Origin of the sequence: Roseovarius maritimus (assembly GCF_043355895.2) — a bacterium.
GTDB lineage: Bacteria > Pseudomonadota > Alphaproteobacteria > Rhodobacterales > Rhodobacteraceae > Roseovarius > Roseovarius maritimus.
This window is the reverse complement of sequence record NZ_JBHFPF020000003.1, coordinates 383,189-409,284: the sequence shown is the minus strand read 5'-3', so window position 1 is coordinate 409,284 and position 26,096 is coordinate 383,189. Positions and strand designations below refer to the sequence as shown.

General features: G+C 62.8%; 22 protein-coding genes and 1 tRNA gene. 16 read left to right on the top strand and 7 right to left on the bottom strand.

What is annotated here, in order from left to right; translation table 11 throughout:
* Positions 1-133: 133 nt before the first annotated feature.
* Positions 134-1,225, top strand: coding sequence for a serine hydrolase domain-containing protein (locus ACEWPM_RS09330; protein WP_393961398.1), 1,092 nt, complete (start codon positions 134-136; stop codon positions 1,223-1,225).
* 62 nt (positions 1,226-1,287) lie between these two features.
* On the opposite strand, the gene ACEWPM_RS09325 is transcribed toward ACEWPM_RS09330, so the two are convergent.
* Positions 1,288-1,373: transfer RNA gene (locus tag ACEWPM_RS09325), tRNA-Leu, on the bottom strand.
* A gap of 135 nt (positions 1,374-1,508) precedes the next feature.
* Here ACEWPM_RS09325 and lipB point away from each other — a divergent pair.
* Positions 1,509-2,159: a lipoyl(octanoyl) transferase LipB gene (lipB, locus tag ACEWPM_RS09320; protein ID WP_393961397.1), complete on the top strand. Its 651-nt coding sequence runs from the start codon at positions 1,509-1,511 to the stop codon at positions 2,157-2,159.
* Positions 2,160-2,304: 145 nt separating this feature from the next.
* On the opposite strand, the gene ACEWPM_RS09315 is transcribed toward lipB, so the two are convergent.
* A complete protein-coding gene (locus ACEWPM_RS09315; protein WP_393961396.1) occupies positions 2,305-2,700 on the bottom strand; it encodes a hypothetical protein in 396 nt (131 codons plus the stop codon).
* A 304-nt stretch (positions 2,701-3,004) separates the two neighbouring features.
* Between ACEWPM_RS09315 and ctaD the strand changes: the two genes are divergently transcribed.
* From ctaD to ACEWPM_RS09300, 3 genes are all read left to right on the top strand, one after another.
* Positions 3,005-4,681 (top strand): cytochrome c oxidase subunit I, encoded by a 1,677-nt coding sequence (ctaD, locus tag ACEWPM_RS09310; protein WP_393961395.1) that lies wholly within the window; start codon positions 3,005-3,007, stop codon positions 4,679-4,681.
* A gap of 163 nt (positions 4,682-4,844) precedes the next feature.
* A complete protein-coding gene (locus ACEWPM_RS09305; RefSeq protein ID WP_393961394.1) occupies positions 4,845-5,948 on the top strand; it encodes a sensor histidine kinase in 1,104 nt (367 codons plus the stop codon).
* A 115-nt stretch (positions 5,949-6,063) separates the two neighbouring features.
* Positions 6,064-7,377 carry a Hint domain-containing protein gene (locus ACEWPM_RS09300; protein WP_393961393.1) on the top strand — a complete coding sequence of 438 codons (1,314 nt, stop codon included), beginning with the start codon at positions 6,064-6,066 and terminating at the stop codon, positions 7,375-7,377.
* 7 nt (positions 7,378-7,384) lie between these two features.
* Here the strand turns inward: ACEWPM_RS09300 and ACEWPM_RS09295 are convergent, their stop codons facing one another.
* The 3 genes from ACEWPM_RS09295 to ACEWPM_RS09285 are packed head-to-tail and all read right to left on the bottom strand — an operon-like array spanning position 7,385 to position 8,844.
* Positions 7,385-7,756, bottom strand: coding sequence for a cupin domain-containing protein (locus tag ACEWPM_RS09295; RefSeq protein WP_393961392.1), 372 nt, complete (start codon positions 7,754-7,756; stop codon positions 7,385-7,387).
* Positions 7,753-8,619, bottom strand: coding sequence for an urea carboxylase-associated family protein (locus ACEWPM_RS09290; RefSeq protein ID WP_393961391.1), 867 nt, complete (start codon positions 8,617-8,619; stop codon positions 7,753-7,755). Before ACEWPM_RS09290 ends, ACEWPM_RS09295 begins: the two co-directional genes overlap by 4 nt.
* 18 nt (positions 8,620-8,637) lie before the next feature.
* Positions 8,638-8,844 carry a hypothetical protein gene (locus ACEWPM_RS09285; RefSeq protein ID WP_393961390.1) on the bottom strand — a complete coding sequence of 69 codons (207 nt, stop codon included), beginning with the start codon at positions 8,842-8,844 and terminating at the stop codon, positions 8,638-8,640.
* A 215-nt stretch (positions 8,845-9,059) separates the two neighbouring features.
* Between ACEWPM_RS09285 and ACEWPM_RS09280 the strand changes: the two genes are divergently transcribed.
* The 6 genes from ACEWPM_RS09280 to ACEWPM_RS09255 all read left to right on the top strand — a co-directional run bounded on the left by ACEWPM_RS09280 (position 9,060) and on the right by ACEWPM_RS09255 (position 15,680).
* Positions 9,060-10,106 carry a rod shape-determining protein gene (locus tag ACEWPM_RS09280; RefSeq protein WP_393933566.1) on the top strand — a complete coding sequence of 349 codons (1,047 nt, stop codon included), beginning with the start codon at positions 9,060-9,062 and terminating at the stop codon, positions 10,104-10,106.
* A gap of 100 nt (positions 10,107-10,206) precedes the next feature.
* A complete protein-coding gene (mreC, locus tag ACEWPM_RS09275; RefSeq protein WP_393961389.1) occupies positions 10,207-11,139 on the top strand; it encodes a rod shape-determining protein MreC in 933 nt (310 codons plus the stop codon).
* Positions 11,132-11,665 carry a rod shape-determining protein MreD gene (locus ACEWPM_RS09270; protein WP_393961388.1) on the top strand — a complete coding sequence of 178 codons (534 nt, stop codon included), beginning with the start codon at positions 11,132-11,134 and terminating at the stop codon, positions 11,663-11,665. The genes mreC and ACEWPM_RS09270 overlap by 8 nt, the downstream gene beginning before the upstream one ends.
* Positions 11,662-13,602: a penicillin-binding protein 2 gene (gene mrdA / locus ACEWPM_RS09265; protein WP_393961387.1), complete on the top strand. Its 1,941-nt coding sequence runs from the start codon at positions 11,662-11,664 to the stop codon at positions 13,600-13,602. The genes ACEWPM_RS09270 and mrdA overlap by 4 nt, the downstream gene beginning before the upstream one ends.
* A complete protein-coding gene (gene rodA, locus ACEWPM_RS09260; protein WP_393961386.1) occupies positions 13,599-14,738 on the top strand; it encodes a rod shape-determining protein RodA in 1,140 nt (379 codons plus the stop codon). The genes mrdA and rodA overlap by 4 nt, the downstream gene beginning before the upstream one ends.
* A gap of 6 nt (positions 14,739-14,744) precedes the next feature.
* Entirely contained in the window at positions 14,745-15,680 is a 936-nt protein-coding gene (locus tag ACEWPM_RS09255) for a 2-hydroxyacid dehydrogenase (protein WP_393961385.1), read from the top strand.
* A gap of 117 nt (positions 15,681-15,797) precedes the next feature.
* Here ACEWPM_RS09255 and ACEWPM_RS09250 read toward each other — a convergent pair whose 3' ends face one another.
* Positions 15,798-16,583 (bottom strand): SseB family protein, encoded by a 786-nt coding sequence (locus ACEWPM_RS09250; protein ID WP_393961384.1) that lies wholly within the window; start codon positions 16,581-16,583, stop codon positions 15,798-15,800.
* Entirely contained in the window at positions 16,576-17,166 is a 591-nt protein-coding gene (locus ACEWPM_RS09245; protein ID WP_393961383.1) for a uracil-DNA glycosylase family protein, read from the bottom strand. Before ACEWPM_RS09245 ends, ACEWPM_RS09250 begins: the two co-directional genes overlap by 8 nt.
* A 252-nt stretch (positions 17,167-17,418) precedes the next feature.
* Here ACEWPM_RS09245 and ACEWPM_RS09240 point away from each other — a divergent pair, with 252 nt between their 5' ends.
* The 5 genes from ACEWPM_RS09240 (at position 17,419) to ACEWPM_RS09220 (ending at position 25,896) form a co-directional block, all read left to right on the top strand.
* Positions 17,419-18,078 (top strand): ABC transporter ATP-binding protein, encoded by a 660-nt coding sequence (locus ACEWPM_RS09240; RefSeq protein WP_393961382.1) that lies wholly within the window; start codon positions 17,419-17,421, stop codon positions 18,076-18,078.
* Positions 18,056-19,699, top strand: coding sequence for a KpsE/RkpR family capsule polysaccharide export protein (locus ACEWPM_RS09235; RefSeq protein ID WP_393961381.1), 1,644 nt, complete (start codon positions 18,056-18,058; stop codon positions 19,697-19,699). Before ACEWPM_RS09240 ends, ACEWPM_RS09235 begins: the two co-directional genes overlap by 23 nt.
* A gap of 35 nt (positions 19,700-19,734) precedes the next feature.
* Positions 19,735-21,228, top strand: coding sequence for a phosphomannomutase/phosphoglucomutase (locus ACEWPM_RS09230; protein WP_393961380.1), 1,494 nt, complete (start codon positions 19,735-19,737; stop codon positions 21,226-21,228).
* Between the two features lie 73 nt (positions 21,229-21,301).
* On the top strand, positions 21,302-22,840 hold the full coding sequence (locus tag ACEWPM_RS09225) for an ATP-dependent DNA helicase (RefSeq protein WP_393961379.1): 1,539 nt from the start codon (positions 21,302-21,304) through the stop codon (positions 22,838-22,840).
* A 785-nt stretch (positions 22,841-23,625) separates the two neighbouring features.
* Entirely contained in the window at positions 23,626-25,896 is a 2,271-nt protein-coding gene (locus tag ACEWPM_RS09220) for a choice-of-anchor F family protein (protein WP_393961378.1), read from the top strand.
* Positions 25,897-26,096 lie beyond the last annotated feature (200 nt).

Sequence of the window (26,096 nt, the reverse complement as noted above, 5' to 3'; positions counted from 1 at the left end):
CCGGGGCGACGTTGCACAGTCTCTCCTTCGGGCGCAATACATCGCGACTCGAAACTCGGGCGGGATTCTTGCGGCGAATGCGGTACGTTGGAATTCCGCGCCCACGGGCCGTACAGCGAGACGCAAGACCGACATGACCCTCTCCCGCAAGCTCCTCTTCCTGGTTCTTCTCGCTGCAATCGCGCTCGCAGCTGTCTTTTTCATCCCAGCTTTTCCGTCGCACGAAAAGCGCACCGCGAACCTGATCGCGCGTTTCATGAAGCGGCACGACATTCCGGGCGCCGTTGTAGCTTATGGCAGCGCAGGCAAGGCGCCCACGCTGCGCGCCTTCGGATTGGCCGACCCTGAAACCGGGCGCGAGATGACCGTCTCGGACCGTTTCAAGCTGGCGAGTCTATCCAAGCCCATCACCTCGGCGGCGATGCTTGCGCTGATCCGGAAGGACGATGAAATAGCGCTCGCAACGACGCTGGCGTCACTCTTTCCGCAAGTCGCACGCAGCGTCGATCCACGCATGGCCGACGTGACGATAGAGCATCTGTTGCATCACAGCGGCGGTTGGGACCGTGCAGCCTCATTCGACGCCTTTTTCCTGACCGGCGCCGAACTTCGCGCCCGCTTAGATCTGGACGCGCCGTCCACGCAGGGCTGCGCACCCTATGCCGATGCCATGCTGGCCCTGCCCCTCGACGCTGATCCGGGCGCCGCCTACGCCTATTCAAATATCGGCTATTGCTGGCTTGGGCGGATAATCGAGAAGCGCACAGGAATGTCCTACGAGGCCGCGGCGCGGCAACTTCTTTCAGGGCGACTGGACGGACTCACGATGGAAAATGGCGATGTGACTGTGGCCCATGCTGTCGCGCAGCAGGAAGGCGAATTCGCGGCCCTACGCCCCGAAATCATCGCCGCGGCCGGCGGCTGGATCGGAAGCGCCGAAGACTACCTCGCCTTCGCAGCGGGCCCGCTCGACGAGGATGTGTTTCTGTCCCCCGGTTTCGCGGAAGGAACGCAGTATTACGGTCTGGGCTGGCGGATCTGGAATATTGACGAAGGCACCGTGTTGACCCATTACGGCAGCATGCCCGGCACCTTCTCGCTGGTCGCGCGAAGCGCGAACGGTTCTACTCTCGTCGCGCTCTTCAACGGACGCCCGGAAAATGACCTCGGCGGCTTTCAAGAGCTATTCAACGGATTGATGTCCCGGGGTCTGCTCGGCGAATGATACAGCCCACGGCCCCAAGGAGCCCCCGGAGCGCGCGCATCGCCGTCACATCTAAGAAGAGCTGGTGCGGTCGAGAAGACTCGAACTTCCACGGGTTTTACCCCACAGCGACCTCAACGCTGCGCGTCTACCATTCCGCCACGACCGCACTGTCATGGTGTGCCACGGCGTTTAGCGACTCTGGATCGCTTTGTGAAGAGCAAATTCTGTTGACGGCAAATCTGTCTGGATCGCGCGTAACGCGCGCTTTTCCTGCGCGCGAGGGCGGTGTATCACCCGGCCCATGGTGGAATGGAAGATATCGCCCGGCCTGACCGGTTATGATGAGGCCCTGGCCGAGATGGAGGCGCGTGTCGCGGGGATCGCCGACGGCACCGCGCCCGAGCTTGTCTGGCTGCTGGAGCATCCGCCCCTCTATACCTCCGGCACTTCCGCGCGCCCCGAGGACCTGATCGATCCCACGCGATTCCCCGTCTTCGAGGCACGGCGCGGTGGGCAGTATACCTATCACGGTCCGGGTCAGCGGGTGGTCTATGTCATGCTGAATGTGGGCGCGCGAGGGCGCGACGTCCGCGCCTTTGTCCGCCAGCTCGAGGCGTGGGTGATCGTGGTATTGGACGAGTTCAACGTTACCGGCGAGCTGCGCGAGGGCCGCGTCGGTGTCTGGGTCACCCGGCAGGACAAACCGCTGGGACCGGATGGGACTCCGCCCGAAGAGAAGATTGCCGCGATTGGCGTGCGCCTGCGCAAGTGGATCAGCTTTCACGGCATCTCGATCAATGTCGAGCCGGACCTCGAGCATTTCAGCGGCATCGTGCCCTGTGGCATCGCCCAGCACGGCGTCACCAGCCTCGTGGATCTGGGCCTGCCCGTCACGATGGAAGATGTCGACGTCGCCCTGCGGCGCCGCTTTGACGATATTTTCGAGGGCTGATCGGGCGTCTAACGCCTCCGCCGGCAAGGCATCCATTGGAAAATGAAACGGCCCGCAACCTTTGGGGGGTTGCGAGCCTTAACGCTTGGTCGTGCAGGCCGCCGTTCAGAAGGGACGGGACCGGCGGCTGCGCGAGCGGGCAGCGTTATTCGGCTTTGGCGGTCGGGTGCATGGCGTCCTTGACCATCAGGTCATCGCCGCCTTTGCAGTGCTCGACGATCGATGCGGCATAGGCTTCGTCATCGCCCATCGCTTCGTCGCGCATGCCCTCGCGACCGGCATCATCGTTCTGAGTGCCGTCATCGTTTGCCTGCTCGGTGGCGACGCCGGCTTCCGTGGAGTCTTCGCCCATTGCCGCATCGCGCGCGCCTTCGCGGCCCATTTCCGAACGTGCAGAAAGCTGATCGTCCGCGCTCATGGCGTTGTACTCACCACACGTCATGTCGTGGTCACCGTGGCTTGCGGCGAATGCACCGGTCGACATTGCGGTGGTCAGGGCGAGTGCGGCGGCGGCGGTGCTCAGTTTACGAAAGTTTGTCATTACAATCTCCTATGTTCTTTTCAGACAACGCTTCCCTGCGTCATGCCGGGGTCTTGCGTCGCTTGAGTGCACAACACGGCGCATCGCGATCAGGTTCCGGCCAGCCCGATATTTTTTCGCGGCATTGGGGGCCAACGCCGGGCAAACGGGGCGCGAAACACTAAGGGGGTGCGACAATTTTATTTGCCAAACGGGCCACTACAGCGTTGCCGGGCGCGGCCCGGCGGATTAAAACAGCCTTCAGCATACCGCGTGCGCACGGCAGTAAAGGTGCGTCCGGATTCATACCAGCAGGAGGCACCCAATGGCAGATGCAGCCATTCATGGCCAAGACCACCACGACGAACGAGGGTTCTTCACCCGGTGGTTCATGTCCACGAACCACAAGGATATCGGTATCCTTTACCTGATCACGTCGGCGATTGTCGGCCTGCTCTCGGTTCTTTTCACCGTCTATATGCGTCTCGAGCTCATGGAGCCCGGCGTTCAGTACATGTGCCTCGAAGGCGCGCGATTCATCGCCGATTCTGCTGCGACATGCACGCCGGACGGACATCTGTGGAACGTGATGATCACCTATCACGGCGTCCTGATGATGTTCTTCGTGGTGATTCCCGCCCTGTTCGGCGGCTTCGGCAACTACCTGATGCCGTTGCAGATCGGGGCGCCCGACATGGCGTTCCCGCGGATGAACAACCTCAGCTACTGGATGTATGTGGCCGGAACCGCGCTGGGTGTTGCATCGCTGCTGACGCCGGGCGGCTTGGGCGGAGAGCTGGGCGCTGGTGTCGGCTGGGTTCTCTATCCACCGCTCTCGACCAACTCGCCGGGCATCTCGATGGACCTCGCGATCTTTGCCGTCCACGTGTCGGGCGCCAGCTCGATCCTGGGCGCGATCAACATGATCACGACATTCCTCAACATGCGTGCGCCGGGCATGACCCTCTTCAAGGTGCCGCTTTTTGCCTGGTCCATCTTCGTTACCGCGTGGCTGATCCTGCTGTCGCTACCCGTCCTGGCGGGCGCCATCACCATGTTGCTGACGGACCGCAACTTCGGGACGACTTTCTTTGACCCCGCAGGTGGCGGCGATCCGGTGCTTTATCAGCATATCCTGTGGTTCTTCGGGCACCCGGAAGTTTACATCATCATCCTGCCCGGTTTCGGCATCATCAGCCACGTCATCGCAACGTTCAGCCGCAAGCCGATCTTTGGCTATCTGCCGATGGTATGGGCCTTGATCGCCATTGGCGCGCTGGGCTTCGTCGTCTGGGCGCACCACATGTACACCGTAGGCATGTCGCTGACGCAGCAGTCCTACTTCATGCTGGCCACCATGGTGATCGCGGTGCCGACAGGCGTGAAGGTGTTTAGCTGGATCGCGACAATGTGGGGCGGCTCGATCGAGTTCAAGACGCCGATGCTTTGGGCGTTCGGCTTCCTCTTCCTCTTCACCGTGGGCGGCGTGACGGGCATCGTGCTCAGCCAGGCCGGGATCGACCGCGCGTATCACGACACTTATTATGTCGTCGCGCATTTCCACTACGTGATGAGCCTTGGTGCCGTCTTCGCCATCTTTGCGGGGATCTACTTCTACTTCCCCAAGATGACGGGCCGCATGTATCCAGAATGGGCCGGTCAGCTGCACTTCTACGCGATGTTCATCGGTGCGAACCTCACGTTCTTCCCGCAGCACTTCCTGGGCCGTCAGGGCATGCCCCGTCGCTATATCGACTATCCCGAGGCATTCGCGACCTGGAATTACTGGTCCTCGATCGGTGCATTCCTCAGCTTCGCCAGCTTCGTGTTCTTCTTCGTCGTGATTCTTTATGCGCTGTTCAAGGGCAAGAAGGCCACCGAGAAGAACCCGTGGAACGAGTATGCCGACACGCTGGAATGGACCCTGCCCAGCCCGCCGCCCGAGCATACGTTCGAGCAGCTTCCTCAGCGGGAAGACTGGGACAAGGGCCACGCGCACTAGGCGTCGCCGGACTGCAAAACTCAAAAGGCCCCGGAGAGATTCGGGGCCTTTCTCGTTTGCCCGGCTGAGCGGGGCAAAAGGTAAACAGGAATTGACGCTCGCAGAGAAACCTGAACAATACGCGCTGATTGCACGGCGGCGGCCCGCAGAACAGGATGGCGATTTGGAAGCTCTCAAGCACCCTCAGCAAGACAAGCGGCTTGAGCTTTTGCAGAGCTACGAAATTCTGGACACGGACCGAGAGGCCGATTTCGACGACATCGCGCAGCTTGCCTCGCAGATTTGCGGCACCGCCATTTCGGTAGTCAACCTGATCGACGCGGACCGGCAATGGTTCAAGGCCGAGGTGGGCCTTGGCGTGCGTGAGGCGCCCCTTGCCACCTCGATTTGCAGCCATGTCATCCTTGAGGAGGATTTCGTCGAGATCCCAGACACGCTGCACGATCCGCGCATGGTCGACAATCCGCTCTGTACGGGCACTCCGGGCCTGCGATTCTACGCGGGTGCCCTGCTGAAATCCGACGATGGGCTGCCGCTTGGAACGCTCTGCGTTCTGGATTACCAGCCGCGCGAATTAACCCCGCTGCAGCGCGATACCTTGCGCGTTCTGGCCCGGCAAGTGATGGCGCAGCTCGACATGCGGCGCGCGCTGAACGGCAACAAGCTGCTGCGGCAGGAGGTCGATCACCGCGTCAAGAATTCGCTGCAATCGCTCTCCTCGCTTGTCTCGATCCAGGAGCGGCGCGCGGTTGGCACCGAGGCACGCCGCGCACTTCGCACCGTGCGGTCTCGGATCGAGGCGGTCTCGCAACTGCATCGGCAGCTCTACCTGAACGACAACGGCTCGATCGTGGATCTGCAGGCCTACCTGACCGAGCTGGTCGGGTATCTCGGCGCGATGGCACCGGTTGGCGTGACCCTGAACCTGGAGGCCAGTGCATCTCAGGCGCCTGCGGGTCAGGCCGTGGCCGTTGGAACGCTGGTCAACGAGTTTGTCGCCAACTCCTTCAAGCACGCCTTCCCGGACGGCAGGCGAGGCACCGTCACCGTGCGCGCCGAGCCAGGCAAGGCGGCGGGCACAATGCGCATCTCCTGCAGTGATACGGGTGTCGGCCTTCCGCCCGAGACCAAGACGGAGGAAGGCGGCCTTGGCACGCTGATCGCGCAGGTCATCACCGCCGAGCTGAATACGGATCTGGAGGTGGTATCGTCGCCCGAGGGCCTGAGGCTCGCGCTGGAATTCGTGATCGATACTGCCCAAACATAGCGGGCCATATCGGGCGGACACCGGCCGAAATTCTGGCAAATTGTCCGGTTAAAACCCGCTTTACGACTCATTGTCATATTCCCCTGCACCAACGCTGCCGGATGTGGGGGATCAGATGCCAACCTATACAATCGTCGACAAGGATAGCGTTACACTCGGCCCCGGCGAAATCCGGGCGGGCGGCCAAATTCAGGTCTCTGACGGGGATGTATTCATCCTGTCGTCCTCGGCTGCGGACAAAATCGACTTCCAGACCACCGGCAGCAACGTGGATTTCGAGCTGCGCATCGACAGTAGCAATGCGAATGACTTCGACATCAAGATCGGCGCAAGCCTGACCCCGACCTTCAGCATTGCGGACAATGTCGACCTGTCGAGCATCAAGATCGACGCGAAATCCGCCGACGGCCTTGTCGTCGACGCAGGGGACGGCGTCTCTATCGAAAAGATTGACGGCGCCGCGAATGGCCCGAACACCGTCACACTGGGCGATGATTTCACGATCCTCAGCGGCCTGAAATTGGGCGAGGCCGACGATATCCTGATCGTGGGGGACCGGGCCAGTTTGCAGGATGTCGAGACCGGAAAAGGCGATGACACAGTCCGCCTCGGCGATGATGCCTCGGCGGACAAGATCAAGACCGAAGACGGCAATGACCGGATCTTCATCGCCAATGATGGGGCAATCAAGGAACTGGACGGCGGCAATGGCGGCGATACGCTCTTTACCGCCAGCACACCCGATAAAACCAGCAATATCGAGACCACGAATATCGTCTGTTTTGCCCAAGGCACGTTGATCGACACGGCGGACGGGCCCTGCCCTGTCGAGACGCTGGCAGTCGGCGACCTGGTTCGGACGACCGATCACGGGCTTCAACCGTTGCGCTGGCTCGGCCTGCAGGTGCTTGAGGCCGAGTACCTGAAGCGCAATCCGCATCAGTCGCCCGTCTGCATCGACGCGGGCGCGATGGGCCCGGGGCTACCGGACCGCTCCTTGCGGGTGTCGCCCCAGCATCGTATCTGCATCGCCTCACCCATTGCCGAGCGGATTTTCGGCCAGCCCGAGATTCTCCTGCCTGCCAAGAAGCTGACGGCGCTCGGCGGCATCCGGCAGCTGGGCGAGTCGGGGGAAGTGCATTATTACCACCTGCTTTTTGACGTACATGAAGTGATCTTTGCCGAAGGCTTGCCCTGCGAAAGCCTGCTGCTTGGGGAACAAGCCATGCTGGCCCTGGGCCCGCAGGCAATGGATCAGATCCGCACGCTGCAGGCGCGGCCCGGCATGCGCATCAGCTCGGACGTTCTGGCGCGGCCCTGCCCCACCCGCGGAAACCGGTGGCGTCAGTTGATCAAGCGGCACATCAAGAACCGCAAGCCGCTGATCCGCCCGCCAGACTTGCCCGCAGACCGCGCGCTTGCCGGATGACGCGGCCTCAATACCCGCCGGGCTTCTGCCCGAAGAAGACCTTGGTCAGCTCCTCGGTCACGTCCCAGGTTACACGGCTGCCATCCCGAAGGAACAGGCTGTCGCCCGCGCGCAGCGCGCGCTTCTCGCCGGTGCCGTGATCCGTCAGGACGCAGCGCCCGGAGAGGACCGTCATCAACTCGTCGCCCTGCTCGGTGCATTGAAAGGCGCCGGGCGTGCAGCGCCAGATGCCGAAGCGCGTGACATGCCCCGACCCGCCTGCGTCCAGCCGCCCGAAGGTGCGCGGCGCGCCCCGCAGGATCACGTAATCGCTGGCGGCGGCGGTCATCGGCCACTCCTCAAGCGGGCCGACATCGCAGCCGGGCGCATAGCCGATCATCCGGCGCGCCCTGCCACCGGCCCGCGCCCGTGGCTGCGGTCATATCCGTTTGGCTCCGGCGCGGCCCAGCCCTCCAGCGCGCCGGGCGCGGGCGCAAAGGTCTCGACCAGCAAGGGGTAGCAGGCTGCGCGGTCGCTGGAATGCTGGGCCGAGCAATCGCCCCCCGGACAGGCCGAGAGCGCGCCGATCAGGTCGATTTCGGCGAAGAACTCCAGATAATCGCCAGGGCGCACGGGGCTGGCCTTCATGAAGTACTGCCCCGTGTCGTGGGTGAATCCGGTGCACATGAAGACGTTGAGCACGTCATGCACGTGGCGCTCGGCCTCGGCCAGGCTCAACCCCACCTCATCCGCCAGGGCGCGGGTGAGGTTGGAATGGCAGCAATGGTGATACTGCCCGCCCGCCAGCAGATTATGCGTGTAGGGATCGCAGCGCGTACCGATCACGTCATGCACGGACCCGCCGAACCGGTCGATACCATACCATTCCAGCGTATCGCTGAGGATAGTCGCCATGGGGCGCAGAGAGGGCAGGCTGGACCACATGCGCTCGCCCCGCGTGATATGAGTGCCATGCAGCGCGCGCGTCTTGCCGGAATAGAACCGCTCGGTCAGATCGGCCGCGTTCCAGAGGTTCAGATCGCCCACCTGCGGCCCGTCCACCGACGTGATGCGAAAGAACTGCCCGGCCCCGACGCGGAACGCCTTGGCCTCGCGCGGGGGGACCAGAACCTCGCCAGTCTTGACTGCACCTGCGCGGGCAGCCTCGTATAGCGCCATGTCAGGCACCGGCAGCGTCTCGTTCGGGTAGCAGATTACGGGGGCGACGTCGCGGCGCGCATCGGCATCTTGTGGCTCTATCATCTTGATCCTCTTGCGCGTTCAGGGCCCGGGCGTGTTCGCCAGGCAGATTTTGGGCGGTTTGCCCGTTTCCGTATAGGTCTCATGGCCGCATTGCAGACAGCGAAAATAGCGCTGGCCGCCCCGGTCGCGTGTCCGGTCCTCGCGCCAGCGGCAATTGCGCGTGCGTGCGTTCGAAAAGATCACGAGCAGGACGAACGCGACCACCAGTCCGATTACGACAAACACCTGCCTTCGCCCTCCTGACCACTCAGCCCGGCTAGGGGTAGCGCGGCACGGCGCCGCACTCAAGCCGGGGCATCATCATGGATACCGGCGAATTGACGCTGAAAGGCGCGAAACAGCCCCTTTATCCGCGCCCTGCCCCTCTCTATAAGGGCCAGATATCAGCGGCCCAGAGTCGCCCTTTTGCGTTTGCACCCAAAGACAGGACACCGCCTCTCATGTCCATACTGAGCAGAATTCCGGGAATGTTCACCTCGGACATGGCCATCGACCTCGGCACGGCGAATACGCTGGTCTACGTCAAGGGCCGCGGGATCATCCTGTCCGAGCCTTCCGTCGTGGCCTATCACGTCAAGGACGGCGTGCGGAAGGTGCTGGCCGTGGGCGAGGATGCCAAGCTGATGCTGGGCCGCACGCCCGGCAGCATCGAGGCGATCCGCCCCATGCGCGAGGGCGTCATTGCCGATTTCGACACAGCCGAGGCGATGATCAAGCATTTCATCCGCAAGGTGCACAAGCGCACGACCTTCTCCAAGCCCAAGATCATCGTCTGCGTGCCCCACGGCGCGACCCCGGTCGAGAAACGCGCGATCCGCCAATCGGTGCTGAGCGCCGGCGCGCGCCGCGCGGGCCTGATCGCCGAACCCATCGCGGCGGCCATCGGCGCGGGCATGCCCATCACCGATCCCACCGGCAACATGGTCGTGGATATCGGCGGCGGCACGACCGAGGTGGCGGTCCTGTCACTGGGCGACATCGTCTATGCCCGCTCGGTGCGCGTCGGCGGTGACCGGATGGATGAGGCGATCATCAACTACCTGCGCCGTCAGCAAAACCTGCTGATCGGCGATGCCACGGCCGAGCGGATCAAAACCTCGATCGGCACCGCTCGCATGCCCGATGACGGGCGCGGCGAGACGATGCGTATCCGGGGCCGTGACCTGCTGAACGGCGTGCCAAAAGAGACCGAGATCAGTCAGGCACAAGTCGCCGAGGCGCTGTCGGAGCCGGTGCAGCAGATCTGCGAGGCCGTGATGACCGCGCTCGAAGCCACGCCGCCGGATCTGGCGGCGGATATCGTCGACCGGGGCGTCATGCTGACCGGGGGCGGCGCGCTGCTGGGCGATCTGGATCTGGCGCTGCGCGAGCAGACCGGCCTTGCCGTCAGCATCGCGGATGAGAGCCTGAATTGCGTGGCGCTCGGCACCGGAAAGGCGCTGGAATTCGAAAAACAGCTGCGTCACGCGATAGACTACGACAGCTGATGCGTCCGCGCCGCGCGGCCGCCCGCAAGATTGCGAGGCGGCGCGGCGCGCTATAGCCTAGGGGCCGGGGCGCGGCCCCTCTCACCTCAGGGATCCCTTTTTGGCCAAGGATCGCAAACACTCCGACGATTACGCCGGCCCGCTCAAGCGGCTGCTGCTTGGTGTTCTGATCGTGTGCCTGCTGGCTCTCTTCCTGTTGTGGCGGATCGACAGCCCGCGGGTCGAGCGGTTTCGCGCGGCGGTCATCGACAAGGTCGTACCCAATCTGGATTGGGCGATGGCGCCGGTCACTGGCACCGTGAACCTTCTTCGCGATTTCCAGAGTTATCAGCGCATCTACAGCCAGAATCAGGAGCTGCGCCGCGAGTTGCAGCAGATGCAGGCGTGGAAAGAGGCGGCGCTGCAGCTGGAGCAGGAAAATGCCCGCCTTCTGGACCTCAACAACGTGCGGCTGGACCCGCGCCTGACCTATGTCACTGGCGTCGTCACCGCCGATAGCGGCTCACCCTTTCGGCAATCCGTGCTGCTCAATGTGGGTGCGCGCGATGGGATCGTCGATGGCTGGGCCGCGATGGATGGCCTCGGCCTTGTCGGGCGGATTTCCGGCGTGGGCGAGAATTCGTCGCGCGTGATCCTGCTGACCGATACATCCAGCCGCATCCCCGTAACAGTACAGCCATCGGGCCAGCGCGCGTTGATCCTGGGCGATAACACCGTCGCACCGCCTATTGATTTCCTGGAGGATGCGGCCAGCGTGCGCCCCGGTGACCGGGTGATCTCCTCGGGCGATGGCGGCGTGTTTCCCGCCGGCCTGCTGGTGGGCCGCGTCGCGCAGGATCCGGGAGGGCGCCTGCGCCTGCGCCTTGCCGCCGACTACGAACGGTTGGAATTTTTGCGGGTGCTGCGCAATCACGGCGGCACACGGATCGACGATACCGGCGATCTGATTGCGCCCGATGTGCCACCGACAGCGCCGGACGCCTTGCCGGGCGCCCCGATCGTGGGCGCACCTTTGGCCGGTCCCGATGGCTGAGAATGCGCGCGCACATATCTGGGCCATGCGCGCCCTTTTCGCCGCGCTTTGCGCGTTGGTCATCTTCTGGCGCGTGCTGCCGCTCAGCACCGTGCCCGCCGGATGGGCCGGGCCTGACATCATCACCGCGCTGGCCTTTGCCTGGGTGCTGCGCCGCCCGCAATTCGTGCCACCGCTATTGATTGCGCTGATCGTCCTGCTGACCGACCTGATGTTTCAGCGCCCCCCCGGCCTTTGGGCCGCGCTGGTTGTGCTGGGTTGCGAGACTCTGAAGGCGCGCGCGCCCGGACTGCGGGATATGGGGTTTGGCCCTGAATGGCTGATGGTCGGGATCACGGCGCTGGGGATCACGCTGCTCTATCGGCTGAGCCTTGCCATTTTGCTGGTTCCGCAGGCACCATTGGGTCTCAGCCTGATGCAAATGGCAATGACGGTGCTATGTTATCCCTTGGTGGTCATGGTCTCGTCATTCCTTCTTGGGGTGCGCAAGGCAAGGCCCAGCGAAGGCGGAAGGGGGCGCATATGAAACGTCAGACGCGCGACACGGCAGTCAGTCAGCGGCGCATCACGCGCCGGGGCCTGATTCTGGGCGCGGGACAGGCCGGGTTCCTGGGCCTTCTGGCGTGGCGGATGCGGCATCTGCAGGTCGATCAGGCCGATCAGTTCCGCCTGCTGGCCGAGGAAAACCGCATCAAGATCCGCCTGATTCCGCCCGCGCGCGGCCAGATATTCGACCGCAACGGTATCGTCGTCGCGGAAAACGTGCCCAGCTACCGCATCATGTTGGAGCGCGAGGAGGCGGGCGATGTCGAGGATACGATCGCGCGGCTGGGCCGCCTGATCCATCTCGACCCCGAAGAGCTGGAGCGCGCCCGCGAGGAGATGCGCCGCTCGCGCGTGCATCCCGTCACCATCGCCGACCGCATCAGCTGGGAAGAGCTGAGCCGCGTTGCAGTCAACGCCCCCGCCCTTCCCGGTGTGCGGCCCGAAGTGGGCCTGTCGCGCCGCTATCCGATGGAGCAGGAATATGCCCATGTGCTGGGCTATGTCGGCCCGGTCAGCGATTATGATCTTGGCAAGATCGAGGCGCCGGACCAGCTCTTGCTGATCCCGCGTTTCCAGATCGGCAAGGTCGGCCTCGAGGCAATGCAGGAGGATCTCTTGCGCGGCAAGGCCGGGACCAAGCGGATCGAGCAGAACGCCGCAGGCCGCGTCATGCGCGAGCTTGATCGCCGCGAGGGCGAGCCGGGCAAAGATGTGCAGATCACCACCGACAGCAATCTGCAAAGCTACATCCATGCGCGGCTGGAGGGCGAAAGCGCCGCCGCCGTGGTCATGGATTGCGAGAGCGGCGATATCCTTGCTACCGTCTCGACCCCCGGCTTTGACAGCAACCTCTTCGTGCGCGGCATTTCGGTGAGCGATTACAACGCGCTGCTGGAGAACAAATATCGCCCGCTGCCCAACAAGGCGGTGCAGGGTATCTATCCGCCCGGCTCGACGTTCAAAATGGTCACGGCCCTCGCCGCGCTGGAGGATGGCAACGCCACCGCCGAGGATACCGTCTATTGCCCCGGCCATCTGGAGGTCAGCGGACGCCGGTTCCACTGCTGGAAGCGCGCGGGCCATGGCAACATGGACTTGGGTGGGGCCCTGCGCGAAAGCTGCGACGTTTATTTCTACGAAATGGCCCTGCGCACCGGGATCGAGAAAATCAGCGCGATGGCGCGCCGCCTCGGACTCGGCATGGCGCATGATCTGCCCATGACCAGCGTGGCCGAGGGGCTGATTCCCACCAAGGAGTGGAAGCGCTCGTCGCGCGGGGCCGAATGGGTGATCGGCGACAGCGTCAACTCGTCCATCGGGCAGGGTTTTGTGCTGACTTCGCCGCTGCAACTGGCGGTGATGACCGCGCGGCTGGCCACCGGGCGCGCCGTTACGCCGCGCTTGATCAAATCCGTGGACGGGGTGGAAACGCCGACCGGTCATGGCGATGACATGGGCATCAACGAGAACAACCTGCGCAACGTGCGGCGCGCCATGTATGACGTATCCAACAACAGGCGCGGCACCGCCTATCGCAGCCGCATCGTGGCCGAGGGGATGCGGATGGCGGGCAAGACCGGCACCAGCCAGGTCCGCAACATCACCGCCGCCGAGCGCGCGCAGGGCGTGCGCCGCAACGAGGATCTGCCGTGGGAGCGGCGTGACCACGCGCTCTTCGTCGACTTCGCGCCCTTCGACAATCCCAAGGTCGCAGTCTGCGTCGTGGTCGAGCATGGCGGCGGCGGTTCGGCCGTCGCGGCACCGATCGCGCGGGACATCACGCTTCAGGCGCTCTACAAGGGCGATCCGCCGCTGGAGGCCTACCCCGCCGCCGATCGGGGCCGCATTGAAACGCAGCAGGAACAGCTGCGCAACGCGCGCCCGCATCATGGCCCCAAGCCGAGCAACCGCGCATGAGCTATCTTGAATACTCGGTCAAAAGCGTTCCGACGGGTCTGCGCAAGATCCTCTACGTCAACTGGCCGCTGGCCGTGCTGCTGGCGGCGGTGGCCTGCGTCGGCTTTTTGATGCTCTATTCCGTTGCAGGCGGCGCGCGGACCCCCTGGATGGATCCGCAGGTGAAGCGGTTCGGCCTTGGCTTTGCCGCCATGCTGACGGTCGCCATGGTGCCGATCTGGTTCTGGCGCAACATAGCGGGGCTGGCCTACGCGGTGTCGCTGGCGCTTCTGGTAGCGGTCGAGTTCTTCGGCACGATCGGCATGGGCGCGCAGCGCTGGATCGACCTTGGATTCATGCGGCTGCAACCCTCGGAGCTGATGAAGATCACGCTGGTGATGCTGCTGGCGGCCTATTATGATTGGTTGCCCCTGAACAAGACATCGCGGCCCCTCTGGGTGATCCTGCCCGTCGTGCTCATTCTGATCCCCGTTTATCTGGTTCTGAAACAGCCTGATCTTGGCACGTCGATCCTGCTAATCACGGCGGGCGGCGGCATGATGTTTCTGGCGGGCGTACACTGGGCCTATTTTGCCGGTGTCATCGCCGCTGGAATCGGCCTTGTCACAGCCGTTTTCAAAAGCCGGGGTACCGATTGGCAGCTCTTGGCCGATTACCAGTTTCGCCGCATCGACACGTTCCTCGATCCCAGCCAGGATCCATTGGGCGCGGGCTACCACATCACCCAATCAAAGATCGCGCTCGGCTCGGGCGGCTGGACGGGGCGCGGCTTCATGCAAGGCACGCAGTCGCGTCTGAATTTCCTGCCCGAGAAGCATACCGACTTCATCTTTACGACGCTGGCCGAGGAATTCGGCTTCGTTGGGGCGATCTCGCTACTGGGCCTTTATGCGCTGATCATCGTCTTTTGCATCAGCACGGCGGTAACGAACCGGGACCGGTTCTCGTCCCTGCTGACGCTGGGCATTGCGGCGACGTTCTTCCTCTTCTTCGCGGTCAACATGTCGATGGTAATGGGCCTTGCGCCGGTGGTAGGTGTGCCCCTGCCGCTGGTCAGCTATGGCGGATCTGCGATGTTGATCCTCATGATCGGCTTCGGCATGGTCCAAAGTGCGCATGTCCACAAGCCAAGGTAGCACCACATGACCATCCAGATCCTTTTTGCCGCGCGGGAAGAACGCTGGCCGCAATACGAGGCACCGCTGCGCAAGGCGCTGGCGGATGCAGGTCTCAGCGATTTCAACCTGTCGCGTGATATCGCGCCCGAGCGGGTGGATTACATCGTGGTCGCCCCGAACGGGCCGGTGCAGGATTTCACGCCCTACACCCGCTGCAAGGCGGCGCTGAACCTTTGGGCCGGGGTCGAGAACATCATCGGCAACCCGACGCTGCACATGCCATTGGCGCGCATGGTCGATCACGGTCTCACACGCGGGATGGTCGAGTGGGTGACGGGCCATGTGCTGCGCCATCACCTGGGGATGGATACGCATATCCTCGGGCAGGACGGCGAATGGCGCCAGGATATCCCTCCGCTGGCCGAGCAGCGCGGCGTCACCATTCTGGGCCTGGGCGAGCTTGGCGCCGCTTGCGCCGATGCGCTGGCCTACCTGGGTTTTGACGTCACCGGGTGGAGCCGTTCGCCCAAGAAAATCGACGGCATCCGATGCCTCAATGGCGAGGGCGGCCTGCGCAAGGCGCTCAGCACCGCCGAGATCCTTGTGCTGCTTTTGCCAAAAACGCCCGAGACGGAGAACCTGCTGAACGAGCAGCGCCTTGCGCTGTTGCCGCGCGGGGCGGTCATCATCAATCCGGGGCGCGGACCACTGATCGACGATCAGGCTCTGCTGGAGGCGCTGGATGCGGGGCGTCTCTCTCATGCCACGCTGGACGTCTTTCGGGTGGAGCCGCTGCCGCCCGAGCATCCTTACTGGGCGCATCCCTCGGTGACGGTGACACCGCATATCGCCTCCGAAACGCGAGACGAGACGGCCAGCCAGGTCATCGCCGAGAATATCCGGCGCGGCGAGGCGGGCGAGCCGTTCTTGCATCTGGTGGACCCGAAACTGGGCTACTAATGCGTTTCGCGAAAAACCTGACTCACTGATTTTCGCGAAACGCGTGCCACGCTTCAATGTGGCGCGCGTTTCACCTTTATCTGATGTCGCAGGTTAAAGGCGAAACGCTCTGGCCCGCTATTTCAACCGGGGCGGGCGCGATGGGTCGGATCCCGGCGCAGCCCGTTCCAGCGGCGCTGAGGCACGGGGCAGATCAAAGCGCAGGCCGACCTTTTCCAGCCGCACCGCCAGCGCGCTTTCGGCTGTGGCGAACCCCACATCCAGCGCGCCCGCCTCGATCCCCGAAAATGTCAGCGCCTCGGAAACCGCCCGTGTCAGCGTCCCCTCGGCGCCCGGTGCGGCGCCGATGAACATCAGCACATGGCCCGTCGCCCCGCCCGAATAGCGCGCGCCGGCAAGGCAGGCATGGCTGGCCAGCCCCTCGGCGCGGGCCAGCTTGGCATCCAGCGCGCTCAGCAGGGCTTGCGGCACACCTTCCGGTGCGGTGACGGCTTCGGGGCGGGTCTGCGCCTCGGCGCCGCCGCCCTGCCCCAGCGTCTCGGCCAGCCAGCCCAGCGCCTCGGGCGGCAGGAGGATGGACGAGGGCCCGGCATCGAGGTTCAGACCCAGCCCCGCCCCGGCATCTGCCAGCATCCCGGCCAGCGTGCGCCCGGGCAGCATCGCATAGGGCGCGGCCCCCCCGGCAAAGCCCGAGAGTCGCTCCTCGGTATCGAAGGCCAGCGCATAACCGGTGCCCTCCAGATCGAAGGTCTGCGGCGTGACGTGATCACCCTCGGGCTCGCCCGTCAGCAGGACGAACAGCTGCGTGTCGGCGAGGCAATGGTAGAAGACAAGGCGCGGCGCGCCATCGTCGCCCGCCGCCTCCATCGCGGCATGGGCACGGTCCAATGCTGTCTCAATCATCTTGCATCACCTCCTTCACACGGGCGCGCAGGGCGGGCAGAACCTCGGCCTCGAACCACGGATTTTTCCTGAGCCATCCCGTATTGCGCCATGACGGGTGAGGCAACGCGAATGTCCCGGGCGCGCGAGCGCGCCAATCGGCAACCGTCTGCGTCACGCTTCCGCGTGTGTCCAGATGATAGCGCTGCGCATGGGCGCCGACCACCACCCGCAGCCGGATCGGCGCCAGTGCCTCCATCACCGTGTCGTGCCACGTCTCGCGGCAAATGGGCGGCGGCGGCAGGTCAGAGCCGCGCGCATCATACCCCGGAAAGCAGAACGCCATCGGCACAATCGCCACGCGGGCACGATCATAAAAGGCTTCCCGGTCCAACCCCAGCCAATCGCGCAGCCGGTCACCCGACGCATCGTCAAAGGGCACGCCCGAGGCATGTACTCGAGCCCCCGGCGCCTGCCCGGCGACCAGCATGCGCGCGCCGGGATCGAACCATGGCACGGGGCGCGGCGCATGGCGCGTGGCCGTCGCGGCAAAGCGCGCGGCGCAGAGGCGGCATCTGACGATCTGGTTGGCAAGCGCGCTCATCGATCCGAAATAGTATGGCGCGGCTCCAAATTCCACCTGCCACGCCCGATTGCCGCGGAGCCGCACCGAATTGTTTCCAATCACGCATAAAAAGCTTATTTCGGAGAGGACATTTTTACCGTTTGGGCATAATTCTGCCTTGAATAGCTGTATAAACCCATAGCCACGACGCAAATCAGGATAGGGTCGAACGGGCCTTTCCCGGCACAGCCCCACTATAAGAGGGCGACAATAGCAGTTTTCGGAGCCTTCATGCTCGAGTTCGACAATGTCAGCAAGTCCTTCTGGACCGGCACCCAGCGCAAGGTGATCCTGGAAAAGGTCAGCTTTCGCGTCGAATTGGGGCGTTCCATGGGAATTCTAGCACCGAACGGAACTGGGAAGACGACGGTAATCAACATGATGGCCGGCCTCGAGAAGCCTGACGAGGGCGAAATCCGCCGCGGCAGCCGCATCAGCTTCCCCTTGGGATTCATGGGCGGCGTCATTTCCAAGATCTCCGCGATGGAGAACAGCCGCTATATCGCCCGGCTTTATGGCCTCGATCCGGATTATGTCGAGGCGTTCTGCCGCTGGATGTGCAACCTGGGCGAATATTTCGACCAGCCGCTGGGTACATATAGTGCCGGGATGAGATCGCGTTTCAGCTTTGCGCTGATGCTGGCACTGGACTTTGACATCTACCTGATTGATGAGGGCATGCCCAGTTCGACCGATGTCGAGTTCAACAAGAAAGCGGGCGAGATTTTGCGCGAGCGGCTGGCAACCACCACCGTCGTGATCGTGTCGCACCAGCCCGCTGTGCTGGAGAAATTCGCGACATCGGCGGCCGTTTTGATGGGCGGCCAGCTACATATGTTCGACACCTTGGAAGAGGCCAAGCAGCTTTATGATTACGAAACCCAAGGCTAGAAAATTCCGAATTCGCCGCACGCCACTCTCCGAGGAGGGCGCAGCATATGATGGGTCCGGGCAATCGTCCGAGGCGCAGTCCCAAGATGCGGTGTCCGAGCGCGCCGCAGCCAGTGACGCGCCCCGGTCAGGCCAGGTCTCCAGCGCGCGAGAGATGGGCAGCGCCACCAGCATAGACGAGATCCGCCGTGAGGGCCTGACCGGCCGGCAGTTGCGCATGGCGCGGCGCGTCGCGCAAAAGCACGGGCTGGCCCCGACCTCGGATTTCGATGCCGTGCGCCTTTTGCGCGAGCGTGGGATCGACCCCTTCCAGCGCTCCAGCATTCTCGAACTGGTAGCCAATGATCAGAACGAGGGCGATATCGGCGATCTGGTGCCCGCCAAGAGCCGCGAAGTCGAGGCGCAGCGCGTTCATCTGCCCCAGACAATGCCCGCACAGACAACGCTGCCGTCGACACATCTCAGCCCGGCCGAGCGGCGTAGCGAGGAAATCGGCCGAATCCAACGTGACATCGGCAAACGGCGCCGGCGCAAACTGCTGTTGCTGTTCACGCGGCTGGCCGCCTTCGTGTTCCTGCCGACGCTGTTGGCAGGCTACTACTATTACGGCGTCGCCACGCCGATGTATTCGACCAAATCCGAATTCCTGATCCTGTCGAATGACGGCGGTGGGGGCGGCGGTCTGGGCGGGTTCAAACTGCCCAGCCAGTTCGCCACGGGGCAGGATGCCATCGCGACGCAATCCTATCTTCTGTCCAAGGACGCGATGCTGCGCCTTGACCGCGATGTCGGCTTTCGCGAGCATTTCAGTCAGCCTTGGATCGATCCGATCCAACGCCTCGATGCCGATGCCAGCAATGAAGAGGCCTACAAGCTCTACAAGAAATACATGAAGATCGGCTACGATCCGACCGAGGGCGTGCTGCGCATGGAGGTTTCGACCGCCGATCCCGAGGTCAGCGCCGAGTTCTCGGAAAAGCTGATCGCTTATGCCGAAGAGCGTGTCGATGATCTGTCCAAGCGCAAACGCGAGGACGCGCTCGCCTCTTCGACCGAAAGCCTCGAGGAGGCCAAGGAGGACCGCCGCGAAGCGCAGCGTCAACTGGTCGCGATGCAGGAGGGCACCGTCCTCGACCCCGAGGGCGAGATCGCCAATATCCGACAGCTGATCGGCAACGTGGAATTGCAACTGCAGGAAAAGCAACTGGCGCTGAACACACAGCTGAACAATTCGCGCCCCAACGAGGCGCGTGTCGAGGCCCTGACGAGCGAGATCGAGGTGCTGCAGACCGAGCTCGACAAGCAACGCGCGCGTCTTACCGACGCGACCGACGAGAGCGCCTCACTCGCCTCGCAGACGGCCGATATCCAGATGGCGCAGGCCGATCTTCTGACCGCCGACATGGTCCTGCAAGGCGCGCTCGAGGCGCAGAGAATGAGCGCGAGCGAGGCGAACAAGCAGGTGCGCTACCTCACCGTCAGCGTGCGCCCCGTCGCTTCGCAGGACGCCTCCTACCCGCGCGCTTTCGAGAACACGATCCTCGCGTTTCTCGTATTTGCGGGCATTTATCTGATGATCTCGCTCACCGCGTCGATCCTGCGCGAACAGGTCTCGTCCTGACGCGCCGCTTCCACTCCAAAGAAAGACACGACTTGATGACACCTGCCAGCACCGTCACCCCGAACACCTGGGAATTCCTGCGCGATCCGATGATCGCACCAACGGGGTTTCGCGAATATGACGCCCGCTGGAAATACCCCGAGGAAATCAACCTGCCCGGCATGACGGCGCTGGGCCTTGGCCTTGGCACGCAGATGATCGCACGCGGGATCGATCCGGTGATCGCGGTCGGCAACGACTATCGCGACTATTCGCTCAGCATCAAGAACGCGCTCATGCTGGGCCTGATGCAGGCCGGGATCAAGGTGCTGGATATCGGCCCGGCGCTTAGCCCGATGGCCTATTTCGCGCAGTTTCACCTGGATGCGCCCGCCGTTGCGATGGTCACGGCTTCGCATAATCCCAACGGCTGGACCGGCGTGAAAATGGGTTTCGAGCGGCCCCTCACCCACGGCCCCGATGAGATGGCCGAGCTCAAATCCATCGTTCTGGAGGGACGCGGCAAGGCGCGGCCCGGTGGCAGCTACGAGTTCGTTGAGGGCGTGCGCGAGGCTTATCTCGATGACCTCGTCGGCGATTTCCGCATGACGCGCCCGCTCAAGGTGGTCTGCGCCACAGGCAACGGCACTGCATCGGCCTTTGCGCCCGAACTCTTCGCGCGCATGGGAGTCGAGGTGGTGCCCTCGCATAACGAGCTGGACTACACCTTTCCGCATTACAATCCAAACCCCGAGGCGATGGAAATGCTGCACGACATGGCCGATGCCGTGCGCGCCTCGGGCGCGGATTTCGCGCTGGGCTTCGACGGCGATGGCGATCGCTGCGGTGTTGTCGACAATGAAGGCGAGGAGATTTTCGCCGACAAGATGGGCGTCATCATGGCCCGCGATCTCGCGCGGCTCTACCCCGGCAGCACATTTGTGGCCGACGTCAAATCCACCGGGCTTTTCGCCTCGGATCCCGAGCTGCAGGCCCATGGCGCCAAAGCCGACTACTGGAAGACTGGCCACAGCCACATGAAGCGCCGCGTCAAGGAACTGGGCGCGCTGGCGGGGTTCGAGAAATCGGGCCACTACTTCCTCGCCGAGCCTGTCGGACGCGGGTACGATTGCGGCCTGCGCGTGGCCGTCGAGATTTGCAAGCTGATGGACCGCAATGCGGATAAATCCATGGCCGACCTGCGCCGCGCCCTTCCCGTCACATGGTCGACACCCACCATGTCACCCTATTGCGCCGATCTGGAGAAATACGAGGTGCTGGATCGCCTGGTGGCCAAACTGGTCGCACAGCATGAGGCGGGGCTGCCGCTGGCGGGCCGCAAGATCGCGCAGGTTGTTACCGTGAATGGCGCGCGCGTCATTCTGGACAATGGCAGCTGGGGTCTGGTGCGCGCATCGTCCAACACGCCGAATCTGGTGGTCGTCTGCGAAAGCAGCGAAAGCGAGGCCGAGATGCGTGCCATCTTCGCCGATATCGACGCAGTGATCCGCACCGAGCCCTCGGTCGGGGAGTATGACCAGACGATTTGAGGCGGCATAAGCGGCGCCCGTCCGGCGCCCCTTTCGCTGGCCCCGGGTGCACCTCCGTTATAGGGTCGCGCGCATGACCGAATTGCCCCAGACCACCGTCACCTATTCCGCCGACCAAGCCGAGGCGCATGACCGCATCGCCGACGCTCTGCGCGCCGCTGGCGTCGACCTGGAAAACGGAACGACCACGCCGCCGCGCGAGGGAAAAGAGAGCGTGATGGCCGTGATCGGCAAAGCCGGATCGGGCAAGACACTGCTTCTGGCCGCGCTCTATCATGCGCTGGAGGAAGCGGGCGTCGACATCGTGTCGGGCGATTACGAGGGCAAGAAACGCAAGGATCGGCGCACGCTGGCTATCCTTGCGCCCACCAACAAGGCGGCAAGCGTTCTGCGGATGCGCGGCGTGCCCGCGACGACGATCCACCGCATCCTTTACACGCCCGTCTATGATCCGGAATACGAGAAGATCGCCGAGTGGCTGGCCGGCAATGGCGAGCGGCCCGAGATCGTCGAGATGTCCGAAACCGCGCTGGACCGGGCCTTCGCCTTCTACCAGACCAACAAGTCGATTCCCGGCGCGCTGGCGGCGGCTGGCCTCAAAGGCAGCGATTTCATCACCGGCTGGAAGCGCCGCGAGGAACCTCTGGATATCGGCTTCATCGACGAGGCGTCGATGCTGGACACGCGCCAGATGGACGATCTGAAGGAGATTTTCCCGACGCTCCTGCTCTTCGGCGATCCGGCGCAGCTCGCCCCGGTGAACAGCACCGGCGGCATGGTGTTCGAGGCGCTGCCCGAGAAATCCAAGCTGGAGCTGCACCGCATCCACCGGCAGGATGCCGACAACCCCATTCTGGATCTCGCCCATGCGCTGGCCGATCCAGCGCTGGAATTCCACGATTTCGAGCGCATGATCGAAGAGGCCGCCAAGCGCGACGACCGCGTGAGATGGGCCCAGCGCGTAGAGGTTGATCTGATGGCGCGCAGCCCCGTTCTGGTCTGGCGCAACGTCACGCGAATCAAGCTGATCAATGCATTCCGCTCCGTCCACAACGCCCCGGTTGACGCGCTGCTGGAGGGTGAGCCGCTGATCTGCGACGGGATCGAGCTGCCGCTCAAGCACCGCAAGAAACGCCTCGATCTGGAAGCGCGCGGCCTCATCAAGGGCGCGCAGGTCATCTACCTCGGTCCGGGCCGCAAACCGGGGTTTTCCCGCCTGCATGTCATGGGTGCCGAAGATCCGCAGCTGAGCGCGGCGAGCATCGTCAAGATCGAGAAGCCGGGCGAGGAAGAGCCGTTCATACCTTTCGCCGCCAATATGGGCGCCACCTTCCTGCACGGCGCCGCCGTCACGATCCATAAGGCGCAGGGTTCGCAATGGAAGGATGTGCAGGTCTTTGCCCCTGATCTCTACGCCGCCGCCCGCATGGGCCGCAGCGAGGCGGGCCAACCTCTCTGGAAGCGTCTCGCCTATGTCGCCATCACCCGCGCCGAAGAGCGTCTGCACTGGGTGGTCCGCAATCGGTTGTCCAAGCCCGAGCACGCGCTGCGCATCGACGATCTGCGCACCAAGCCGGTGCCCCTGACGCTGGAAGCGGAGGCGGGCGACTGAGGCGCGCTTGGGCGCCGATCAACCCGGGCATTGGATAAGGTGTTTGGCAATGTCGAGTATCTTGGACACCTCTTCCTCACGATTGCCCGCCATTCCTGACTGAAAGCGGGACACGCCTTGGGCGCCGCGCGTCTCGGTGCCGGCATGGCGTGCGCGCTTTTCGGATTCTGTCCAGCTGCGTGTTTCCGAGGGCCAGACTGTCATTGGTCCGTCGGCAGGTTCTCATCGACGAATCAGTTCTATGCGAAGGTAGTGTCCGCATATTCGGGTACATCCTTTAATCCGGCACTGCTCGGCACGCGATAGGTGGCTCGCTCCAAAAAAAGGATCGGATCAGAATTTCCCGAGTTTTGAATCGATTGATCGTCTTGGTGGAACGGAATTTAGATCCAAACGGTGACTCACGAAGCCTGATTCCAGAATCAAAGCCTGCTGACATTCGCAGCATTTCTCCGCCAAAGTTTAAAAATCGCTGCAGGAGAAATTTCGGATTCAGTGGCAAATCCACGCGATCTCCCGTTTTGTTTCACAGATTACGTTGCCCCGCCCGTCAAAAGCGAAATCATCAAATCGTCTTGACTCAAATATGCGATCACGATCTCGCAGCGATGGATTTCCAAACGCCACCCTGAGGGATTTATGCAACATTTCCATACACATTGATGCTTTGACCGCCCTTATTGATTTCGGTCAATGGTTTTAACTTGGCGCGATGTGATGAAGCAGCATCTGCGGATCAATAGTTCCGCCGCAAGAGAGACGTTAGAATAAGAAGGAATGCGTCGATGAAAGTAAAAGGTTATAAACTCGGATCTGTTGCGCCCGCAGCACTTCTGATGTTTTCGTGTGGTGTGGCTTGGGCCGACACTTTGCCAGAGAATGTGCTGATCGGCACATCCGGTGACGGTTTGATCTTTTCCGATCCGGATGAAGGCGTGGAAGAGCCGGGCATCAAGGCCGTTACTTTCACGCGCACACGCGTGTCGGACGGATCGGGTGGCTTCACCTTTGTTGATCCTTACGAAGAGATCATCACGGATTTCTCCGGCCTCACGTCGCGCGGAGATGTCACGAATTGCCTGATGGCCAGCAATCCTGATATTTACTGCGACTCCGCCCGCGGTTCCGGCAAGCGGATCAAGACATACATCACCGGCCCCACTCCGTTTGACATGCAGCTGCGCACGACGGCAAGCGCTGACAACCCGTTGGTGGACTATTTCACCTTCGGCAAAGTGTCGAACTTCACTGGCGCACGCATGACCGGATTTTCCCTGCAGCTATTGAACGCAGACGGCGAGTTGATGGACGCGGCCGACCCGGCAAATGCCGTGTTGTTCAATCAGGCCGCCACGGCGATCGGCTTGGGTTCGGGCTTGCCCGACGGTCTTTTCGGTTCTGGCGGGAACGAAGGCGAGATCGGCTTTTTTTCGTCAGACAAGGCGCGGCTTGACCTTACGCCTTCGGCAAACGAGCTGGCCTTCGGCGCCCTTAGCAATACCGAATATGTCGCAAATTTCGGGACAGCGTTTCTAGACAACTCGATGGTTCCGAACGGCCTCTTTTGGGACGACAACGACGACCCCACCGACGAGTCTTCCCTTGTTGCCTGGAATAACCCATCCGCTGGCGGCTGGACCTATGGCACGCTGGACACCGCCGCAAATCTCAACACGCGGCTGGCGGAACTGGCCTCGACGCTGGGTGTCGATACGGCCGATCTGGGATATGTCGATGGCGGGCTGGTTCCAGACGAGATCGTGGCACTGGCGCAGGCCAATGGTCTTTTTGCGGTGGATCCCGTGGAGGATCTGCGTAACGCCAACCTGAACTACACGATAACGGTCGGCGCCATCGATGACGGTGAATTCACTCTGCGTCTGGTACCGGTCTTTGCCCCCATTGTGGCCAGCGCCCAGGATTCCTATCAATTCAAGATTGCCGGCAACCTCGATGCAGCGGCGAATGTTCCCTATTGGGATCTGGGCAATGCGGCAGATTATCAGACCGCGATTGCCGACATTCTCGAGATGGACCCGACAGCCCGATCGCAGGCGTTGAACAGCGTGGGATTCAGCTTTGCCCCTGCCTTGTCGAGCCTTGCCTTCGAGGCGGCGCGCGACCAGGTTGCCACCGTGCTGGACTACGCAGCGCCGTGGGAAGCCAATGGCGAGGACGCGGGCGTCGTCTCCAGCCGGGGCACCGCCGGGCCTTGGGCGATGGGCGACGGACTTTATGGTCTCTTCTCGCTGGGCGGATCGCGAAGCTCTTATGATCCGACGACCGGTTCTGTCGGATACGACATTGATCTGGCATCCTTTTCGGCCGGCATCGAGAAGCGCCTGAGCGGTATGGATACATCCATTGGTGTGCTTATCGGCGGCACCACCGGGACGGCAGACGCCAATCAGGGGCTTGGCGATATCGACACTGACGGCATATCCCTGACGGCCTTCACACGGACGCGTTTTGGCGACGGCGGTCTTGTCCAGGCCCTGCTCGGCTACCAGGATCTGTCTTACGACACCTCGCGCATCGTGGCCGGTCAAACGGCGCGGGGCGATACCGACGGCAAGCAGATATTCGCGGCCATCGAGGTCGACTACATGAAAGATTATGGTGCTTTCAGCTTCGGGCCGACCGCTTCAGTCGAATATTATGACGTGGAAACGGATGCCTTCACCGAAACCGGGGCGGGCATCTGGAACCTGACTGTCGGCGAGCAGTCGGGTAATACATTCATGGGATCAATCGGTGTGCGCGGCGCATATGACATTCAAAAAGCCAAAAACGATATGCGTCTCACAGGTAGCCTTGAATACACCAAGGCGTCCGGGGACGACATCGCCGTCCAGGCCGGGCTGGCGGGCCTTCCCGGCGTCGCCTACCAGGTGGACGGTTTGAGCGAGGACCTGGTCAGCTTGAACCTCGGCTTTGAAAGTGTCGTCTCGTCAAGCGCGTCACGCAAGATCGTGCTGCAAACCGGATATCGTGGAGCCTTCGGCAGTGACTACGAAAGCCACGGGTTGCAGGTTGGATTGAACGTCGAATTTTAAGCGTCGGCTTTCCATCGCAAGAAACCTTGAACGGCGCCCCTCTGTGGGCGCCGTTTTTTTGCCGCTGAAACATACAAGATCCGATGCGGGCCGCAGGAAGTTCCTGCAGAGCCATATTCCGCACGTCTGTCATCCCGAAATTTTTCGATTTACCCATAGGAAACCTGCAACCTGTCAATGACGAGCGAGGAATCGACGGC

Excerpts from the sequence above, each read along its gene's own strand:
- mrdA (WP_393961387.1), top strand. The coding sequence starts at position 11,662 with ATGAAACGTCAGACGCGCGACACGGCAGTCAGTCAGCGGCGCATCACG.
- ACEWPM_RS09240 (WP_393961382.1), top strand. The coding sequence starts at position 17,419 with ATGCTCGAGTTCGACAATGTCAGCAAGTCCTTCTGGACCGGCACCCAG.
- ACEWPM_RS09250 (WP_393961384.1), bottom strand. The coding sequence starts at position 16,583 with ATGATTGAGACAGCATTGGACCGTGCCCATGCCGCGATGGAGGCGGCG.
- ACEWPM_RS09235 (WP_393961381.1), top strand. The coding sequence starts at position 18,056 with ATGATTACGAAACCCAAGGCTAGAAAATTCCGAATTCGCCGCACGCCA.
- ACEWPM_RS09220 (WP_393961378.1), top strand. The coding sequence starts at position 23,626 with ATGAAAGTAAAAGGTTATAAACTCGGATCTGTTGCGCCCGCAGCACTT.
- ACEWPM_RS09230 (WP_393961380.1), top strand. The coding sequence starts at position 19,735 with ATGACACCTGCCAGCACCGTCACCCCGAACACCTGGGAATTCCTGCGC.
- ACEWPM_RS09225 (WP_393961379.1), top strand. The coding sequence starts at position 21,302 with ATGACCGAATTGCCCCAGACCACCGTCACCTATTCCGCCGACCAAGCC.
- rodA (WP_393961386.1), top strand. The coding sequence starts at position 13,599 with ATGAGCTATCTTGAATACTCGGTCAAAAGCGTTCCGACGGGTCTGCGC.
- ACEWPM_RS09245 (WP_393961383.1), bottom strand. The coding sequence starts at position 17,166 with ATGAGCGCGCTTGCCAACCAGATCGTCAGATGCCGCCTCTGCGCCGCG.
- ACEWPM_RS09280 (WP_393933566.1), top strand. The coding sequence starts at position 9,060 with ATGTCCATACTGAGCAGAATTCCGGGAATGTTCACCTCGGACATGGCC.
- ACEWPM_RS09270 (WP_393961388.1), top strand. The coding sequence starts at position 11,132 with ATGGCTGAGAATGCGCGCGCACATATCTGGGCCATGCGCGCCCTTTTC.
- ACEWPM_RS09330 (WP_393961398.1), top strand. The coding sequence starts at position 134 with ATGACCCTCTCCCGCAAGCTCCTCTTCCTGGTTCTTCTCGCTGCAATC.
- ACEWPM_RS09315 (WP_393961396.1), bottom strand. The coding sequence starts at position 2,700 with ATGACAAACTTTCGTAAACTGAGCACCGCCGCCGCCGCACTCGCCCTG.
- lipB (WP_393961397.1), top strand. The coding sequence starts at position 1,509 with ATGGTGGAATGGAAGATATCGCCCGGCCTGACCGGTTATGATGAGGCC.
- ACEWPM_RS09300 (WP_393961393.1), top strand. The coding sequence starts at position 6,064 with ATGCCAACCTATACAATCGTCGACAAGGATAGCGTTACACTCGGCCCC.
- ACEWPM_RS09255 (WP_393961385.1), top strand. The coding sequence starts at position 14,745 with ATGACCATCCAGATCCTTTTTGCCGCGCGGGAAGAACGCTGGCCGCAA.
- ACEWPM_RS09290 (WP_393961391.1), bottom strand. The coding sequence starts at position 8,619 with ATGATAGAGCCACAAGATGCCGATGCGCGCCGCGACGTCGCCCCCGTA.
- ctaD (WP_393961395.1), top strand. The coding sequence starts at position 3,005 with ATGGCAGATGCAGCCATTCATGGCCAAGACCACCACGACGAACGAGGG.
- ACEWPM_RS09295 (WP_393961392.1), bottom strand. The coding sequence starts at position 7,756 with ATGATCGGCTATGCGCCCGGCTGCGATGTCGGCCCGCTTGAGGAGTGG.